Origin of the sequence: Pseudoduganella sp. RAF19 (assembly GCF_052114165.1) — a bacterium.
GTDB lineage: Bacteria > Pseudomonadota > Gammaproteobacteria > Burkholderiales > Burkholderiaceae_D > Rugamonas.
Window position 1 is genome coordinate 119,457 of record NZ_JBFREF010000009.1, and the last position, 16,095, is coordinate 135,551.

Here is a 16,095-nt window from a genome sequence, read left to right on the forward strand (position 1 = left end):
AAATGTATTGATTTTTAAACCGTGAGCAGTGCCAACCAGTATGCGAAGGTCGTCACCACGAATCCTAAAATCAGCCACAACCATGCAGCTGACGGGAACAGCACCAGTGCCAAAATAAACAGCACTGCCGTTACAAATACTTTTGCCATCTCGCCGCGGAAGTGCGTCCGGAATGCTTTTTTTGCATCCTCGCTACCGCGCGCTACCATGGTCGCGTAGACCAGGCTACCCAAGACCGCAATAATGCCGCCCATGGCAGCGGACCAGCCTTTCCCCACCCCGGCGAAAAGCGCGACGAGGGCTGAGAAAAGGACGGCGATTGTTAACTGCAGGGCAACTACTCGGAAGACTGGTTTGGCGATACTCTTCGAAGAATCACTCACTTACCGCGTTCCTATAGACCCAAAGACACGGGATTATAGTCGGTTTACACGGGCATGGTCAAACATGGTGCAACGCAAAAAGCACCCTAACAACAACGTTATTCTGCTGAATTCGCAGTCAACTGACGACTACTTGCAACGTAATCGCCGCCCAGCTTAGCGCAGCTGGCTGACGCGGAACTTGCATACAAAACCACAGTGCAAAATCTGGTGGCAGGCACATCGTGCCTGCCACCTGGTCCTGGCCTTGGGTTCTAACTACGCAATCGGGCGATCACGCCATCCAGGATATCGAGGTCGGCGAAGTCGATAATCATCTGTCCACGGCCTTTGGCGCCCATTTTGAACACCACGGAAGTTGCCAATGTGTCAGATAGCTCTTCTTCAAGTCGCTTGATGTCGCCCGATTTTTCGCGCACGCGGGCGGCCGGTTTCTCGGCCGCCTCCTCCATGTGCTTCTGCACTAGTTTTTCCGTTTCGCGCACGGACAGTCGTTTTGCAACAACAACATTGGCGAGCTGGATCTGGCTGGCGGCGTCGACGGCCAGCAGCGCACGGGCGTGGCCCATGTCGATATCCCCTGCCATCAGCATGGTTTGCACCGGCTCGGCCAGGTTCATCAGGCGCAGCAGGTTGGACACGGCAGAACGCGAGCGGCCGACGGCATGCGCCGCCTGCTCGTGGGTGAAGTTGAAATCGGTGATCAGGCGATGGATGCCTTGCGCCTCTTCCAACGGATTCAGGTCTTCGCGCTGGATATTCTCGATCAGGGCCATGGCGGCCGCAGTCGTGTCGTCCACATCCTTCACCAGGACCGGCACGCTTTCCAGGCCCGCAATCTGCGCCGCGCGGAAACGGCGTTCGCCGGCGATGATCTCGTAACGCACGTGGCCGTTGGACTTATCCACACCTACCGGGCGTACCAGCAGCGGCTGGATGATGCCCTGGGTTTTGATCGATGCCGCCAGTTCGGCCAGGCTGCCCTCGTCCATCTGGGTACGCGGCTGGTACTTACCCGCCTGCAGATAAGCCACCTGCATTTCGTGCGGGTTTGGATGGGAGGTCGGATCTGCCGGGTCCTGGTCGCCGCCCAACAATGCGTCGAGGCCTCGTCCGAGGCCTTTCATTTTCTTTGCCATGTGTGATTACATTTTCTTGATGCGTTTAACCATTTCGGCGCCGAAGGCAATGTATGCCTGCGCCCCTTTGGAAGCCGGGTCGAACGTCACGCCCGGCATGCCGTAGGACGGCGCCTCGGCCAGCCGCACATTGCGCGGGATGATGGTCTTGAAGACCTTGTCGCCGAAGTGCTGCTCCAGCTGCTGCGAGACTTGCTGCGACAGTGTCATGCGCGGATCGAACATCACGCGCAGCAGGCCGATGATCTTCAGGTCCGGATTCAGATTGGCGTGCACCTTCTTGATGGTGTTCACCAGATCGGACAGGCCTTCCAGTGCATAGTATTCGCACTGCATCGGAATGATCACGCCGTGTGCGGCGCACAGGCCGTTCAGCGTCAGCATCGACAGTGCCGGAGGGCAGTCGATCAGGACGAAGTCATATTCGCTATCCACCTTGGCCAGCGCATCGCGCAGGCGGCGTTCGCGGTTATCCAGCTGCACCATCTCCACTTCCGCGCCGGCCAGCTCGCGGTTGGCAGGCAGCACGTCGAAGCGCCCTGCCTCGGAACGCTGGCGCGCAGTGGCCACGTCGGAAGTACCGAGCATGACTTCATAGGTGGAGGAAGTAAGGCCTGCTTTGTTGATGCCTGCGCCCATCGTGGCGTTACCCTGAGGGTCCAGGTCTACCAGCAATACGCGCTGGTTAAGTTTGGCCAAGCCGGCGGCGAGGTTCACTGTCGTGGTGGTTTTGCCCACGCCGCCTTTTTGATTTGCTACACAGAAAATTTTGGCCATGTATTCTTCTTTTGATATAAATCGTTTATACGGTATAAATTGTTAATACTATTTATTCAGTTTATACGGTATAAATCGTTTATACCGTTTCTATAGTCGTAGCTGTCGTAGTTGTTTTCTTGATAAACACGAGATGCCGCTCCGCGTCCAGCCCTGGCACCTGTAGCGCTTGCAGATCGCTCACTTTCCAGGGCTCTGGCAGTCGCTCTCTTTCGTCTGCCGGCGCCGTGCCTTTCAGGGCGATGAATTGCCCGCCATCCGCCAGCAGGTGCCCGGACCAGTTCACGAAGTCCGAGAGGTCTGCGAAGGCCCGCGAGGTGATCACGTCGAAGGGCGTCTTCACCTGCAGGTCCTGCACCTTCTTCGTGTAGACCGTGACGTTGCTCAGCCCCAGCTCCGCCTTCACTTGCGTGAGGAAGGCCGTCTTCTTGTGCACCGTATCGATCATGGACACTTTCATGCCCGGCCGGGAGATCGCCAGCACCATGCCCGGCAGTCCGCCCCCTGCCCCAACGTCCAGCACATTCCGCGCTTGCTCGAAGGCGGGCACCGAAGCCAGCGAATCCAGCACGTGCAGCGTCATCATTTCCATCGGATCGCGTACCGCCGTCAGGTTGTACACGTGATTCCATTTGTTCAGCAGGGCCAGGTAATCCAGCAACTTCTCCTGCTGCTCTTGCGACAGTCCCAGCTTCAGATCCGTTACGCCATTCTGCAATACTTGCGCCAGCCGCGCGCGGTCGAACAGCGCCATCAAGCAGCCTCATCTTTCAGCGTAACGAAGCCACCGTAGCCGGCCTTCTTCAGATGCACCAGCAGCAGCGAAATCGCAGCCGGGGTCACACCCGAAATACGCGAAGCCTGGCCCAGGGTTTCCGGACGATGCTTCTGCAGCTTCTGGCGCACTTCCATCGACAGCGCCGTGATCTCGGCATAGTTGAAGCCTTCCGGCAGCTTCAGGTTTTCGTAGTGCTCGTGACGCTCCACTTCGCGCAGCTGGCGATCGATATAGCCCGAATACTTCAGGGTGATCTCCACCTGCTCTTTCACCGACTCGTCGGCCACGCCTGGACCAGCCAGTGCCTGGCCTTCGTTGCCGGTCATGCTCATCAGCTTGTCGTACTCGACGCCCGGACGGCGCAGCAGATCGGCCAGCGAATACTCGCGCTCGATCGCCTGGCCCACCACACGCTCGGACTCGGTTGCCGCCAGAATGCGCGGGTTCACCCAGGTCGATTTCAGGCGTTCCAGCTCAACGGCCACCGCCTCGCGCTTGCGCTCGAATGCTTCCCACTGCGCATCGCCAACCACACCCAGCTTACGCCCGATTTCTGTCAGGCGCATGTCAGCGTTGTCTTCACGCAGACTCAGGCGGTATTCCGCGCGGCTGGTGAACATGCGGTATGGTTCCTGCACGCCCTGGGTGACGAGGTCGTCCACCAGCACGCCGAGGTAAGCTTCGGAGCGGCCCGGCGTCCAGGATTCCTTGCCCTGGGTTTGCAGCGCGGCGTTGATGCCGGCCAGCATGCCCTGCGCCGCGGCTTCTTCGTAGCCGGTGGTGCCGTTGATCTGGCCAGCGAAGAACAGGCCATTGATGGCCTTGGTTTCCAGCGAAGCCTTCAGGCCGCGCGGGTCGAAATAGTCATACTCGATGGCGTAGCCCGGACGCAGAATGTGCGCATTTTCCAGGCCCTTCATGGAGCGCACCAGCTCGATCTGCACGTCAAATGGCAGACTGGTCGAGATGCCGTTCGGGTAGAACTCGTGCGTGGTCAGGCCTTCCGGTTCCAGGAAAATCTGGTGCGATTCCTTGGACGAGAAGCGATGAATCTTGTCTTCAATCGACGGGCAGTAGCGCGGACCCACACCTTCAATCACGCCGGTGAACATCGGGCTGCGGTCCAGGCCGTTGCGGATGATGTCGTGGGTTTTGGTGTTGGTGTGCGTCACCCAGCACGGCAGCTGCTGCGGGTGCATGGCGGCACTGCCCATTACCGAGAACACCGGCACCGGATCGAGGTCGCCCGGCTGCTCGGTCATCTGCGAAAAGTCGATGCTGCGGCCGTCGATACGCGGCGGCGTGCCAGTCTTCAGACGGCCTTGAGGCAGCTTCAATTCCTTCAGACGGGCGCCCAGCGAGATGGCTGGCGGATCGCCGGCACGGCCGGCCGAGTAGTTCTCCAGGCCGACGTGGATTTTTCCGTTCAGGAAGGTGCCGGCCGTCAGCACGACAGCGCGGCCCAGGAACTTCAGCCCGATCTGGGTGACGGCGCCGACCACGCGGTCGCCCTCCACCATCAGGTCATCGACGGCCTGCTGGAACAGCCACAGGTTCGGCTGGTTTTCCAGGCGCGAACGGATGGCGGCCTTGTACAGGATACGGTCGGCTTGGGCGCGCGTGGCGCGGACTGCCGGGCCTTTTGACGAGTTCAGGATACGGAACTGGATGCCCGCCTCGTCAGTGGCGATAGCCATTGCGCCGCCCATGGCGTCGACCTCTTTGACGAGGTGGCCCTTGCCGATACCGCCGATGGACGGGTTGCACGACATCTGGCCCAGCGTCTCAATGTTGTGGGTCAACAGGAGCGTCTTCTGTCCCATTCGAGCAGAAGCCAGGGCCGCCTCGGTGCCGGCGTGACCGCCACCGACAACGATGACGTCGAATTCAGTAGGAAATAGCATGGTGAAAATTGGGGGAAATCTGGGGATCGAACAGAATTATAAAGTTTTTTGCGCCTTGCGAATTTTTTGGGCAGAAATTTTTGTCTGTTAATGTTTCACGTGGAACAAAAAAAGGGGCCATCAGGCCCCTTTCCAACATTGTTTCACGTGAAACAGTTCACTTCAACCAAGCGTCATAGCCGGTCTTGAGAATCAAGATTCCTACAACGACCAGGAAAAGTCGCCGCACAAATCCGCTGCCATGCTTCAGTGCAAGCTTCGTCCCCAGCACCGAACCGATAATCTGCAGCACCGCCATCATCAGACCCAGCTGCCAGATCAGGTGGCCATTGAAGCCAAACACGAGCAGGGCGGCAATATTGGTCGCCACATTGACGACCTTGGATGCCGCCGACGCGCTCAGGAAGTCAAAGCCGAAGCTGCGCACAAACAGGAAGACCAGGAAGCTGCCCACACCCGGACCGAAGAAGCCGTCATAGAAACCCAGGCCAGCGCCGACCAGCACAGCCATTACCTTCTCTTTGGTTCCGGTATGCAGCGGTGCATGGACGCTGCCCAGGTCCTTGCGGCGGAAAGTATAAATGGCCACCGCCAACAGCACGAAGGGCAACAGACTGCGTAGGAAATCGGCGGGGATACGGGTAACGGTCCAGGCGCCGATCAGGGAAAACAGGAAAGCCGTCGCCGCCGCCGGGGCCACCGTCGACCACGCCACCGGCGTCCGGCGCGCATAATTCATGGCCGCCGCGCTGGTGCCGAATACGCTGGCCAGCTTGTTGGTACCCAGCAAGGTCGCCGGAGACGTACCCTGCATGACGGAGAAAATCGCGGGAATCTGGATCAAGCCACCGCCGCCCACTACCGCATCCACGAAGCCGGCAGCAAACGCCGCGACCGCCAAAACACCAACACCCAGATCGAACACCACCGCCCTGCTCCCCAAACGCAAACCTCACATTGTACGCAGGAAATCCACACGCCGCCCGCCACTGGTGTAAGCTTTCCTACACCGTCACTCCAGTTGAGACACCGTGATGAACCCGAATCCGACCTTCAGCTTCAGCACTGTCCCACACATCATTTCGGAACTTGGAGCAGCCCGATCCCTGGGCGACCACCTGCGCGCAAAGTTCCCATCCGTCACCCGCGCCCTTGTCGTGACCGATCCCGGACTGCTGCGTGCCGGACTGGTGGACCTGCCGATCCAGAGTCTGCAGTCGGCCGGTTTTCACGTGAAAACTTACTCTGACGTGATCGCCGATCCACCCGAGCAGATCGTGCTGGAAGCGGTCGCCGCAGCCCGTCAACATGAAGCCGACATCATTATCGGCATCGGTGGCGGCAGCTCGATGGACGTAGCCAAGCTCATTGCGGTCATGGCCGAGAGCAAGCAGACGCTGCGCGAGATCTACGGGATTGGCAATGTGAAGGGTGGCCGGCTGCCGCTGGTCCTGGTCCCGACCACGGCAGGCACCGGCTCTGAAGTCACCAATATCTCCATCGTCACCACAGGCGCCACGACCAAGATGGGTGTGGTCGCGCCCCAGCTGTACGCCGACATGGCGGTGCTGGATGCCGAGCTGACGCTGGGCCTGCCGCCCGCCGTGACGGCGGCCACCGGTATTGACGCCATGGTCCACGCCATTGAAGCCTACACGAGCAAGCACAAGAAGAATCCCTTGTCCGATGGACTCGCCCGACAGGCGCTCAGTCTGCTGTCGGCCAACCTGATTCCGGCCTGCGAGAATGGACGCAATCTGGCGGCAAGGCAGGGCATGCTGCTGGGCGCCATGCTGGCGGGGCAGGCATTCTCCAACGCCCCGGTCGCCGCCGTGCATGCGCTGGCCTATCCAATCGGCGGGATATTCCATGTTCCCCACGGACTATCGAACTCGCTGGTGCTGCCTCATGTATTGCGCTTCAACGCGCCCGCCGCGGCGCCGCTTTATGCCGAACTGGCGTCGATCGTCGTGCCTCACGCCAGCGGCTCCGACGAGGCAAAGTCCGAGGCTCTGGTTGTTGCGATGCAGCAAATCGCCATCATCACCGGAATCGAGCGGACGCTGCAGCAAGTCGGCATCACCGAATCCGATCTCGACCGCCTCACCGACGACGCCATGCTCCAAACCCGCCTCCTCGGCAACAATCCCCGCGAAGTCACCCGCCCCGACGCCCGCGCCATCTACGCGGCAGCGCTCTGAAGAAGCTATTTGGAATTGTTCGGGAAGTAGAAACCGATAACCAGCGTCACCAGCGGCAACCTACCAACCGAGCCGCTTAACCGATCATTCAACTCAACTGAGCCAAGCGGCTCGTCAGCGGATGGCGACGCAGCGTCGCGCCGAACAATGGTGTCCGGATATTGGTCCATCACAAAACGCCGTTGATCCGAGCCACAGGCTTAAAGTTCTTGTCGACTATGGCCAACTGATTACCGCGCTTCAAGTCTTCCTCATCAGCCACCGGCAATAGCGCCAAGCCGCGCCGAATTGCTTCCATCTTGGTAATCCGGCGGCGGTCGGCCAGCTCTGTCAGCATCAGATCGGCTTCGTCGGATAGGCGAAAGGTAGTGCTGCTCATGATGTTCTCCAGGCAGTTCACATTTATGAAGTATAGATAGGACCTGCCTGGAACCCGCAAGAGATCAATGGGGATCTGCGGCGCATCAATAGCTGCCACCTAGTTCGGCACATCTACTACCGTGCCATTGATGTTGATGGCATTCGCGCCAGGCGCGGCGCTGAATGGCGGCACATTATCCGTGGTGATCGGGACGTCGGCTGATGCGCGGGGAAATGTACGTACTACCTGGGACGGCGGCAGAGCGGTGTTGGTTCTTATATTGGCCAGCGCTACATCCAGCGCCCGGAACAGGTAGACGTGCAGCGGCACGATGCTGGCGGGTAGTACATTAGTGAATGAATCGAAGTGATTGGCGTTCGTCACCTCGACATAGCGCAGCTTGCTGTTGTTTCCCTCCACGGATGCATTCAGCGCGAGGTAAGCACGGCTGCCGTGATTCACCGGGATCAAGGTATCGCTGCGTCCAGCAACGATGATAGCGGGCTTGCCGTGCAGATTTCCAGTCGCCTGCACCTCCATCATCCCCGTGCGCACTTTCGTGCTCAGCGCGGCCATATTGCCTGCAAGCGGGGCACCGGTAATCGCATCAGCCCCAATCGCCAGCGAGCGTATGCACAAAAAACCGTCCAGCGCCTGGTCCATCACGCCTGTGGACGGCGAAACCGCCGCCGAGTAAGCCCTGGCGCCACCGACAGCATCCTCATACACCGGCGAGCCGACAATCCCATTCTGCGCCGCAAAACTGGCTGCCCGCACAGCTGGCGGAAGCGGAATCGGCGTGCCGCTGCCCTCCACGTTCGCCCAGCTGAACCCGCACACCTTATCGGTCACGGAAAAGCGTCCATACGCATTCACATAAGTCACCGCCACCAGAATATTGGTCAGCGCATGCGCCCCCTCCAGGATCTCCGCCTCGGACTGCCAGCCATAAGCGCGCATGCGCGCCTTCGCATCATTCTGTTGCGACAGCAAATTACTGCCACTCAGCAGCCCCTTCGCCACCAGCGCATCGCAACGCCCCGTTACACCGGCGATGCACGGTTCATACAGCGCCGCAAAGCTTGAATAATCCAGCAGCGGCTTGCCCTGCGACGCAACGTTCACGCCGCCCTGCCGCACCGCGAAGCCGGTCGTCTTATTCGGTTGAATCTGCGGCTCAGTCACAGCTACCGCATCAATCAGCCCCTTGCTATCCTGTTCAGCCGCCAGCAGTGCCGCCCCCGCGCCATTGGAAATACTCGATGCAATCGTCGCCGTATTGGCCGGAGTCAGGCGGACGATCTTGCTCTTGTTATCGCTCGCCAGCACGCCGTACTTTTCGTTCAAGACGTAGAAGGCAAACTCCAGCGCCTGCAAGGTCACCCTGCCCCAATCCTTCTCCGGATTCTGCCGTGAGTGCGCATGCTTGAACGCGATGCGGTTCGGGAAGCTGGTAGCGAACGCCGCGCGGTCCGCGTCACTCAGCGCCGGCGCAAAGATCGCGTTGTTGGCGGCCGCCCCGCGAGTCGCGCGCTGGCCGCTCTGCACGTTCACGGAATCGTCGTCAAAAGTATAAAGACCGGTGCCGCCGCCCTTGTCCGCATAAGCCACAGCGCAATTGTTCTTCAGCCCCCATTCACCCGCGCTACCGATGGACCCGTATATCCCGCGCGAGCCGCTGGAAACGCCGCTCACAATGCAGGCGTTGCTGGCGTCGAAGCCATTCGGCACCTGCACCATCAAGGTCACATTGAACTTGCCGGTGCCATCGTCCGCGTAGGCGATGTACTCGGTGCCGGCGATCTTGCCCTCATTCGCCGTGACCTGGCCCTGCGCCGTCACATTCGGGCCGTACAGCGTGCCATAGCCGCTGTTGGCGCTGATATCGAGCACAGCGCGGTAATTGGTGTAGATCGCGTTCCGGCGCAGCTCGCGGGCCGTCGGATTATTCGCATCGGCATAAGCGGGCACCGAGCCTGCGAGCCCGCTTTTGCCGAGGCCCGCAGTCAGCAGATCGTCAGAATTACCGTCGTAGCTGGTGATGGTGACAGCGCCGAGATAGCTCGGCGGCATGTTGATATTCTCCGGCTCATCGCCACCCTGGCGATGGCTGCCGCAAGAAACGAGGAGTACGGAAGCAGCTGCAAAAACGAAGTTGCGCATGACTTACTCCTTAGAGGTTTATGCTGGCTTTCTCCTATCGAAGTAGGCCAGGACTTCGCCAATAATGCCGCGGCGGAACAGCAGCACACAGGCCACAAAGATCAGGCCCGTCACCATGCTCACGGCCTCCCCCAGCGTGTTAAACCACTCGATGCCGGTCAGCGACGCCATCAACGTCCCGAAGTCGCCCAGCTTATTTTCCAATGCAACGATGATGATCGCGCCCAGGATCGGCCCGACCATCGTGCCCATGCCGCCAACCAGGGTCATCAGAATCACCATGCCGGACATGGACCAGTGCACATCCGTCAGCGTCTCGAAGCCGAGCACCATGGTCTTGGTGGCGCCCGCCAGTGCAGCCAGCGCGGCCGACAGCACAAAGGCCATCAGCTTGAACTTCTCCACGTCATAGCCCAGCGAGACGGCGCGCGGCTCATTTTCCTTGATCGCCTTCAGCACCTGGCCAAACGGCGAGTGCACCGTGCGCACGATCAGCGCGAAGCCCGCAACGAAGATCGCCAGCACCACGTAATACAGCGTCAGATCGCTCTGCAGATCAATCACGCCCAGCAGCTTCCCGCGCGGCACGCCCTGCAAGCCGTCTTCGCCGCCGGTGAAGCTACCGAAACGCAGCGCACCGAAGAACACCATCTGCGCCAGCGCCAGGGTAATCATCGCGAAGTAAATGCCCTGGCGGCGGATCGCCAGCGCCCCCATCACCAGGCCGATCAGCGCCCCAGCCGCAACGCCCGTCAGAATCGCCAGCTCGAACGGCAGGCCCCAGTTCTTGATCGCATTGCCGGCAAAGTAGCCCGCAGCGCCAAAGAAGGCCGCGTGTCCGAACGACAGCAAGCCCGTAAAGCCGATCAGCAGATTGAAGGCGCAGGCAAACAGCGCGAAGCACAGCAGCTTCATCAGGAACACGGGATAGCCGACAAACGGCGCCCCCAGCGCCAGCGCCAAAGCAATTGCGTAGCCAACTTTCTTGTTCATCATTTTTCCTTACCGAACAGGCCAGCTGGACGCAGCAGCAGCACAATCACCATCACCAGGAACACGACGGTGGACGAAAACTCCGGATAGAAAACCTTGGTCAGCCCTTCGATCACGCCAAGACCAAGACCAGTGAGGATCGAGCCCATGATGGACCCCATGCCTCCGATCACCACAACGGCGAATACGACGATAATCAGGTTCGACCCCATCAGAGGGGTCACCTGGATGATTGGCGCCGCCAGAACGCCTGCAAACGCGGCCAAAGCGACGCCGAAGCCATAGGTGAGGGTGACCATCAGCGGCACGTTGATGCCGAAGGCCTCCACCAGTTTCGGATTCTCTGTCCCCGCACGCAAATAAGAACCCAGCTTGGTCTTCTCGATCACGAACCAGGTCACCAGACACACCAGCAGCGAAGCGACCACCACCCACCCCCGGTAATTCGGCATCACCATGAATCCAAGGTCCGTCGCCCCCTGCAGCAATTCAGGCGTATCCACCGGCTGGCCGGACACGCCGTAGAAGGAACGGAAGACGCCTTCAATCAGCAGCGTAATGCCGAACGTCAGCAGCAGGCCATACAGGTGATCCAGCTTGTAGAGCCAGCGCAGCATGGTCTTCTCGATGATGATGCCCAGCACGCCCACAATAAACGGCGACAGCACCAGCATCACCCAGTAGTTCAGGCCAAAGTAAGCCATCCCCATCCAGGCCAGGAAAGCGCCCATCATGTAGAGCGCGCCGTGCGAAAAATTGATCACATTCAGCAGGCCAAAGATGACCGCCAACCCGAGCGAAAGCATCGCGTAGAACGAGCCATTGACGAGGCCAAGCAGCAGCTGGCTCATCATGGCGGGCAAGGGGACGCCAAAGATTTCCATAGATTTAGCGGTGGTAGGGCGGGTCGTTTGACCCGCCGGTTACGACGGCGAAACGCGCTGCGGGTCAAACGACCCGCCCTACTTCCACAGCGCGCACTTGGTTTCCGCCTTGGTGGCGTAAGCCTGGTCGCCCGGAATGGTGGCCACGACCTTGTAGTAATCCCATGGATACTTCGACTCGCCAGGCTTCTTCACTTCCATCAGATACATATCGTGCACCATGCGGCCATCCGGACGAATCACGCCGCCCTTGGCGAACATATCGTTGATCGGCGTAGCCTTCATCTTCGCGATCACCTTGTCCGAATCGTCGGTGCCCGCCGCTTTCACTGCCGCCAGATAATTCGTAGCGGCGGAGTAGTCGCCCGCCTGCAGCATGGAAGGCTCCTTCTTCATCTTCGCAAAGTAGCGCTTGGACCAGGCACGCGTCGCGTCGTTCATGTCCCAGTACCAGCCATCGGTCAGGTACATGCCCTCGGTGGTCTTCAGGCCCAGCGAGTGCACGTCGTTGATGAAGATCAGCAGGCCGGCCAGCTTCATCTTCTTGGTGATGCCGAATTCATTGGCCGCCTTGATCGAGTTGATCGCATCGCCGCCCGCGTTGGCCAGACCCAGGATCTGTGCGCCGGACGATTGCGCCTGCAACAGGAAAGACGAGAAGTCTGATGCCGACAGCGGATGCTTCACCGAGCCCAGTACCTTGCCGCCGTTCTTGGTGACCACTTCAGCGGTATCTTTTTCCAGCGACTGGCCGAAGGCGTAGTCGGCGGTCATGAAATACCAGCTCTTGCCACCCTGCTTCACGATCGCGCCGCCGGTACCGCGCGCCAGCGCCACGGTGTCGTAGGCATAGTGCACGGTGTAGGGCGTGCATTCCTCATTGGTCAGGCGCGACGAGCCGGCGCCGATGGAGATGAACACTTTCTTCTTTTCGGCAGCCACTTTGGCCATCGCCAGATTGGCGCCGGAGTTGGTGCCGCCGATCAGCATGTCGACGCCCTGCTGGTCGAACCATTCGCGCGCCTTGGAGGCGGCAATATCGGCCTTGTTCTGGTGGTCGGCCTGGATGAATTCGATTTTCTTGCCGTTGATGTTGCCGCCCGCATCGGCAATCGCCATCCTGATCGCTTCCGCGCCGCCCTGGCCGTCGATATCGGAATACAGGCCGGACATATCGGTGATGAAGCCGATCTTGATGGTGTCGCCGGAAATCTGCGCCTGTGCCGCAAAGGAGAAGCCCATAGCGCAAATGGCGGCGGCAGTAGTGGCGATAGCTGTGCGTTTCATATTGTCTCCGTCTGGGTGGTTTTTCGATTTAGATGCCCATTCAAACGCCCAACAGCTGGTTCAGGACCGGCATCTTGGCGCTCAATTCCGATGCAGCAAAAGTCTCCACAATCTGACCGTGCTCCATCACGTAAAACCGGTCCGCCAGCGGCGCGGCAAACCGGAAATTCTGTTCCACCATCACGACGGTGTAGCCCTTCGATTTCAGCGTGGTGATCATGCGCGCCAGTCCCTGCACGATGACGGGCGCCAGTCCTTCCGAGATCTCGTCCAGCAGCAGCAGGCGCGCGCCCGTTCGCAGAATGCGCGCCACGGCCAGCATCTGCTGCTCGCCGCCGGAAAGCCGCGTGCCCTGGCTATTGCGGCGTTCCTTCAGGTTGGGGAACATCTCGTAGATTTCCTCCACCGGCATGCCCTTCCCGTCCGTCTTCAGCGCCGGCGGCAGCATCAGGTTTTCTTCCGTGGACAGCGAAGAAAAGATGCCGCGTTCCTCGGGACAGTAGCCCACGCCGAGGTGGGCCACTTTGTGCGTCGGCAAACCGATCGCTTCTTTTCCATTGATTTTGATGGAGCCCTTGCGCGCGCCCGTCAGCCCCATGATGGCGCGCAGGGTGGTGGTACGGCCGGCGCCATTGCGGCCCAGCAGGGTCACCACTTCGCCCGGATTCACCGAGATGTTCACGTCATGCAGAATGTGGGACTCGCCGTACCAGGCTTGCAGCTTGTTGATTTCCAGTGCGGCCGCCATCAGTGCGCCCCCACCAGTTCGGTCGCTTCGGTGCCCATATAAGCCTCCATCACCTGCGGGTTTTTCGAGACTTCGGCGTAGGTGCCTTCGGCCAGCATGGCGCCACGCTGTAGCACCGAGATGCGGTCGCAGATGCCGGACACCACATTCATATTGTGTTCAACCATCAGGATGGTGCGGCCTTGCGATACCTTCTTGATCAGCTCAGTCACGCGGTGCACATCTTCGTGGCCCATGCCCTGGGTCGGTTCGTCCAGCAGCATCAACTCAGGTTCCATGGCCAGCGTGGTGGCGATTTCCAAAGCGCGCTTACGGCCGTAGGGCATATCGACAGTGACGGTGTCGGCAAAGCTGGTCAGATCGACTTCAGCCAGGAGCTGCATGGCGCGCTCGTTCAGCTGATTCAAGCTGCTTTCGCTTTTCCAGAAATGGAAGGTCGTGCCGAGCTGGCGCTGCAAGCCGATGCGCACGTTCTGCAACACCGTCAAGTGCGGGAAGACTGCCGAAATCTGAAACGAGCGGATCACGCCCATGCGGGCGATTTGCGCCGGCTTGGCGGACGTGATGTCCTTGCCGTTGAAAAGAATCTGGCCCGAGGTCGGCACCAGAAATTTGGTGAGCAGATTAAAGCAGGTTGTTTTACCGGCGCCGTTAGGGCCGATCAGGGCGTGAATATGGCCGCGTTGAACCTTCAAATTCACATCATTAACGGCCGTGAATCCCTTGAACTCTTTGGTCAAATTCCTTGTTTCCAAGATGAAGTTTGACATCCATGTCTCCCGGTTATTCTTTACAACCTGCTAAATTTTTTCTTAGATAATACACACTATTAAAGCTCACGCAATACAGTAAAACTACGCAGACGAAACGATATCGAGTGCGGCTTTTTCCGCGATCATGATGACGGGAGAATTCGTATTGCCCGAGGTGATGGTCGGCATGACAGAGGCATCGACCACGCGCAAACCGGCGACGCCGATCACCCGCAATTTGCTGTCCACAACGGCCAGCGGATCGTCGCTTTTGCCCATTTTGCAGGTACCCACCGGGTGAAAAATCGTGGTGCCGATCGCGCCGGCGGCTTCTGCCAATTCCTCATCCGTCCGAAAGTGAATTCCAGGCTTATATTCCTCCGGCCTATATTTCGCCAACGCGGGCGCTGCGGCGATTTTACGGGTCAGATTTAAAGCGGCGGCAGCGACCTGCCGGTCTTCCGGCGTGCTGAGATACATCGGCGTGATCTTAGGCGGCGCATAGGAATCGGCCGAAGCGATCCGCACGTGGCCACGCGAAGTAGGGCGCAGATTGCACACGCTCGCGGTGAATGCGGGGAAGCTATGCAGCGGCTCGCCGAAGCGTTCCAGCGACAAGGGCTGCACGTGGTACTGCAAATTGGGCGTCGCCTCGCTGGCATGCGACTTCGCAAAAGCCCCCAGCTGCGATGGCGCCATCGACATCGGCCCGCTCTGGAACAACGCATACTCAAGCCCGATGCGCATCTTGCCGAACCAGTTGCTGGCCAGGATGTTCAAAGTCTTAGCGCCCTGAATTTTGAAGACCATGCGCAGCTGAAGGTGGTCCTGCAAATTGGCGCCGACGCCTGGCCGATTGACCAGCGGTTGGACGCCGGCCTTGTGCAGGTCCTCTGCGGCGCCAATGCCTGACAGCTGCAGGATCTGCGGCGTGCCAATAGCACCGGCCGCCAGCAGCGTTTCGCGCCTGGCTTCGGCGGTCCATTGCCGGCCGTCGCCCGTGAAAATCACGCCCTTGCAGACAGCACCGCCCTCGCCTTTTTCGATGATCAGCTTTTCCACATGGCAGCCGGTCATCAGGGTCAGGTTAGGGCGCTGGCTGGCTGCGCGCAGAAAGCCTTTCGCCGTATTCCAGCGGATACCGCGCTTCTGGTTCACTTCGAAGTAAGAGCAGCCGAAGTTATCCCCACAATTGAAATCTTCGACCTTCGGAATGCCCGTTTCGGCTGCGGCCTCGCGGAAGGCATCCAGAATCGGCCAGGACAGGCGCTGCTTTTCCACACGCCATTCGCCGCCGGCACCGTGAAAGTCGCTGGCGCCGCCGTGATGATCTTCGCTCTTTCTGAACAGGGGTAAGACTTCCGACCAGCGCCAGCTCGGATCGCCCGCCAGTTCAGCCCACAAATCATAATCGCGCGACTGGCCGCGCATGTAAATCATGCCGTTGATGGATGAGCTTCCGCCCAGGACTTTCCCGCGTGGATAAATCAGGCTGCGGCCACCCAGGCCGGCATCCGGCTCGGTGCGGAACAGCCAGTCGGTGCGCGGGTTGTCGATGCAGTGGAGATAGCCGACGGGAATGTGAATCCAGACGTAATCGTCTTTACCGCCCGCCTCGATCAGCAGGACTTCTACTTTGGCGTTTTGCGTGAGCCGGTTGGCGAGCACGCAACCTGCAGTGCCCGCGCCGATGATGATGTAGTCGTACTGGCCTGCTGATTCCAA

General features: G+C 59.7%; 15 protein-coding genes. 1 reads left to right on the forward strand and 14 read right to left on the reverse strand.

From position 1 onward, the window contains the following. Nucleotides 1-14: 14 nt before the first annotated feature. From AB4Z19_RS23130 to AB4Z19_RS23155, 6 genes are all read right to left on the reverse strand, one after another. Nucleotides 15-383, reverse strand: coding sequence for an ATP synthase subunit I (locus AB4Z19_RS23130; RefSeq protein WP_442023158.1), 369 nt, complete (start codon nucleotides 381-383; stop codon nucleotides 15-17). Between the two features lie 254 nt (nucleotides 384-637). Continuing rightward, entirely contained in the window at nucleotides 638-1,522 is an 885-nt protein-coding gene (locus tag AB4Z19_RS23135; RefSeq protein WP_442036128.1) for a ParB/RepB/Spo0J family partition protein, read from the reverse strand. Between the two features lie 6 nt (nucleotides 1,523-1,528). After that, a complete protein-coding gene (locus AB4Z19_RS23140) occupies nucleotides 1,529-2,299 on the reverse strand; it encodes a ParA family protein (RefSeq protein WP_442023156.1) in 771 nt (256 codons plus the stop codon). Nucleotides 2,300-2,378: 79 nt separating this feature from the next. Next, nucleotides 2,379-3,053 (reverse strand): 16S rRNA (guanine(527)-N(7))-methyltransferase RsmG, encoded by a 675-nt coding sequence (gene rsmG / locus AB4Z19_RS23145; protein WP_442023155.1) that lies wholly within the window; start codon nucleotides 3,051-3,053, stop codon nucleotides 2,379-2,381. After that, nucleotides 3,053-4,981: a tRNA uridine-5-carboxymethylaminomethyl(34) synthesis enzyme MnmG gene (mnmG, locus tag AB4Z19_RS23150; protein ID WP_442023154.1), complete on the reverse strand. Its 1,929-nt coding sequence runs from the start codon at nucleotides 4,979-4,981 to the stop codon at nucleotides 3,053-3,055. The genes rsmG and mnmG overlap by 1 nt, the downstream gene beginning before the upstream one ends. A 157-nt stretch (nucleotides 4,982-5,138) precedes the next feature. After that, nucleotides 5,139-5,906, reverse strand: a complete 768-nt coding sequence (locus AB4Z19_RS23155) for a TSUP family transporter (RefSeq protein WP_442023153.1) — start codon at nucleotides 5,904-5,906, stop codon at nucleotides 5,139-5,141. 109 nt (nucleotides 5,907-6,015) lie between these two features. Between AB4Z19_RS23155 and AB4Z19_RS23160 the strand changes: the two genes are divergently transcribed. Beyond that, nucleotides 6,016-7,182, forward strand: coding sequence for an iron-containing alcohol dehydrogenase (locus AB4Z19_RS23160; protein WP_442023152.1), 1,167 nt, complete (start codon nucleotides 6,016-6,018; stop codon nucleotides 7,180-7,182). A 169-nt stretch (nucleotides 7,183-7,351) separates the two neighbouring features. On the opposite strand, the gene AB4Z19_RS23165 is transcribed toward AB4Z19_RS23160, so the two are convergent. The 8 genes from AB4Z19_RS23165 to AB4Z19_RS23200 all read right to left on the reverse strand — a co-directional run bounded on the left by AB4Z19_RS23165 (nucleotide 7,352) and on the right by AB4Z19_RS23200 (nucleotide 16,095). Next, nucleotides 7,352-7,561, reverse strand: coding sequence for a hypothetical protein (locus tag AB4Z19_RS23165; protein ID WP_442023151.1), 210 nt, complete (start codon nucleotides 7,559-7,561; stop codon nucleotides 7,352-7,354). 99 nt (nucleotides 7,562-7,660) lie between these two features. Beyond that, entirely contained in the window at nucleotides 7,661-9,706 is a 2,046-nt protein-coding gene (locus AB4Z19_RS23170; protein WP_442023150.1) for a 3-hydroxybutyrate oligomer hydrolase family protein, read from the reverse strand. Between the two features lie 18 nt (nucleotides 9,707-9,724). Beyond that, complete coding sequence (locus AB4Z19_RS23175) at nucleotides 9,725-10,699, reverse strand: branched-chain amino acid ABC transporter permease (RefSeq protein WP_442036329.1); 975 nt, start codon at nucleotides 10,697-10,699, stop codon at nucleotides 9,725-9,727. Next, a complete protein-coding gene (locus AB4Z19_RS23180) occupies nucleotides 10,699-11,583 on the reverse strand; it encodes a branched-chain amino acid ABC transporter permease (RefSeq protein ID WP_442036130.1) in 885 nt (294 codons plus the stop codon). Before AB4Z19_RS23180 ends, AB4Z19_RS23175 begins: the two co-directional genes overlap by 1 nt. Before the next feature lie 78 nt (nucleotides 11,584-11,661). Further along, nucleotides 11,662-12,870: an ABC transporter substrate-binding protein gene (locus AB4Z19_RS23185; RefSeq protein ID WP_442036133.1), complete on the reverse strand. Its 1,209-nt coding sequence runs from the start codon at nucleotides 12,868-12,870 to the stop codon at nucleotides 11,662-11,664. 40 nt (nucleotides 12,871-12,910) lie between these two features. After that, nucleotides 12,911-13,618 (reverse strand): ABC transporter ATP-binding protein, encoded by a 708-nt coding sequence (locus tag AB4Z19_RS23190; RefSeq protein WP_442026439.1) that lies wholly within the window; start codon nucleotides 13,616-13,618, stop codon nucleotides 12,911-12,913. Further along, nucleotides 13,618-14,388 (reverse strand): ABC transporter ATP-binding protein, encoded by a 771-nt coding sequence (locus tag AB4Z19_RS23195; protein WP_442026438.1) that lies wholly within the window; start codon nucleotides 14,386-14,388, stop codon nucleotides 13,618-13,620. Before AB4Z19_RS23195 ends, AB4Z19_RS23190 begins: the two co-directional genes overlap by 1 nt. A gap of 84 nt (nucleotides 14,389-14,472) precedes the next feature. After that, a complete protein-coding gene (locus AB4Z19_RS23200) occupies nucleotides 14,473-16,095 on the reverse strand; it encodes a GMC family oxidoreductase (RefSeq protein ID WP_442026437.1) in 1,623 nt (540 codons plus the stop codon).

Excerpts from the sequence above, each read along its gene's own strand:
- AB4Z19_RS23195 (WP_442026438.1), bottom strand. The coding sequence starts at position 14,388 with ATGTCAAACTTCATCTTGGAAACAAGGAATTTGACCAAAGAGTTCAAG.
- AB4Z19_RS23185 (WP_442036133.1), bottom strand. The coding sequence starts at position 12,870 with ATGAAACGCACAGCTATCGCCACTACTGCCGCCGCCATTTGCGCTATG.
- AB4Z19_RS23135 (WP_442036128.1), bottom strand. The coding sequence starts at position 1,522 with ATGGCAAAGAAAATGAAAGGCCTCGGACGAGGCCTCGACGCATTGTTG.
- AB4Z19_RS23180 (WP_442036130.1), bottom strand. The coding sequence starts at position 11,583 with ATGGAAATCTTTGGCGTCCCCTTGCCCGCCATGATGAGCCAGCTGCTG.
- mnmG (WP_442023154.1), bottom strand. The coding sequence starts at position 4,981 with ATGCTATTTCCTACTGAATTCGACGTCATCGTTGTCGGTGGCGGTCAC.
- rsmG (WP_442023155.1), bottom strand. The coding sequence starts at position 3,053 with ATGGCGCTGTTCGACCGCGCGCGGCTGGCGCAAGTATTGCAGAATGGC.
- AB4Z19_RS23165 (WP_442023151.1), bottom strand. The coding sequence starts at position 7,561 with ATGAGCAGCACTACCTTTCGCCTATCCGACGAAGCCGATCTGATGCTG.
- AB4Z19_RS23170 (WP_442023150.1), bottom strand. The coding sequence starts at position 9,706 with ATGCGCAACTTCGTTTTTGCAGCTGCTTCCGTACTCCTCGTTTCTTGC.
- AB4Z19_RS23190 (WP_442026439.1), bottom strand. The coding sequence starts at position 13,618 with ATGGCGGCCGCACTGGAAATCAACAAGCTGCAAGCCTGGTACGGCGAG.
- AB4Z19_RS23175 (WP_442036329.1), bottom strand. The coding sequence starts at position 10,699 with ATGAACAAGAAAGTTGGCTACGCAATTGCTTTGGCGCTGGCGCTGGGG.
- AB4Z19_RS23140 (WP_442023156.1), bottom strand. The coding sequence starts at position 2,299 with ATGGCCAAAATTTTCTGTGTAGCAAATCAAAAAGGCGGCGTGGGCAAA.
- AB4Z19_RS23160 (WP_442023152.1), top strand. The coding sequence starts at position 6,016 with ATGAACCCGAATCCGACCTTCAGCTTCAGCACTGTCCCACACATCATT.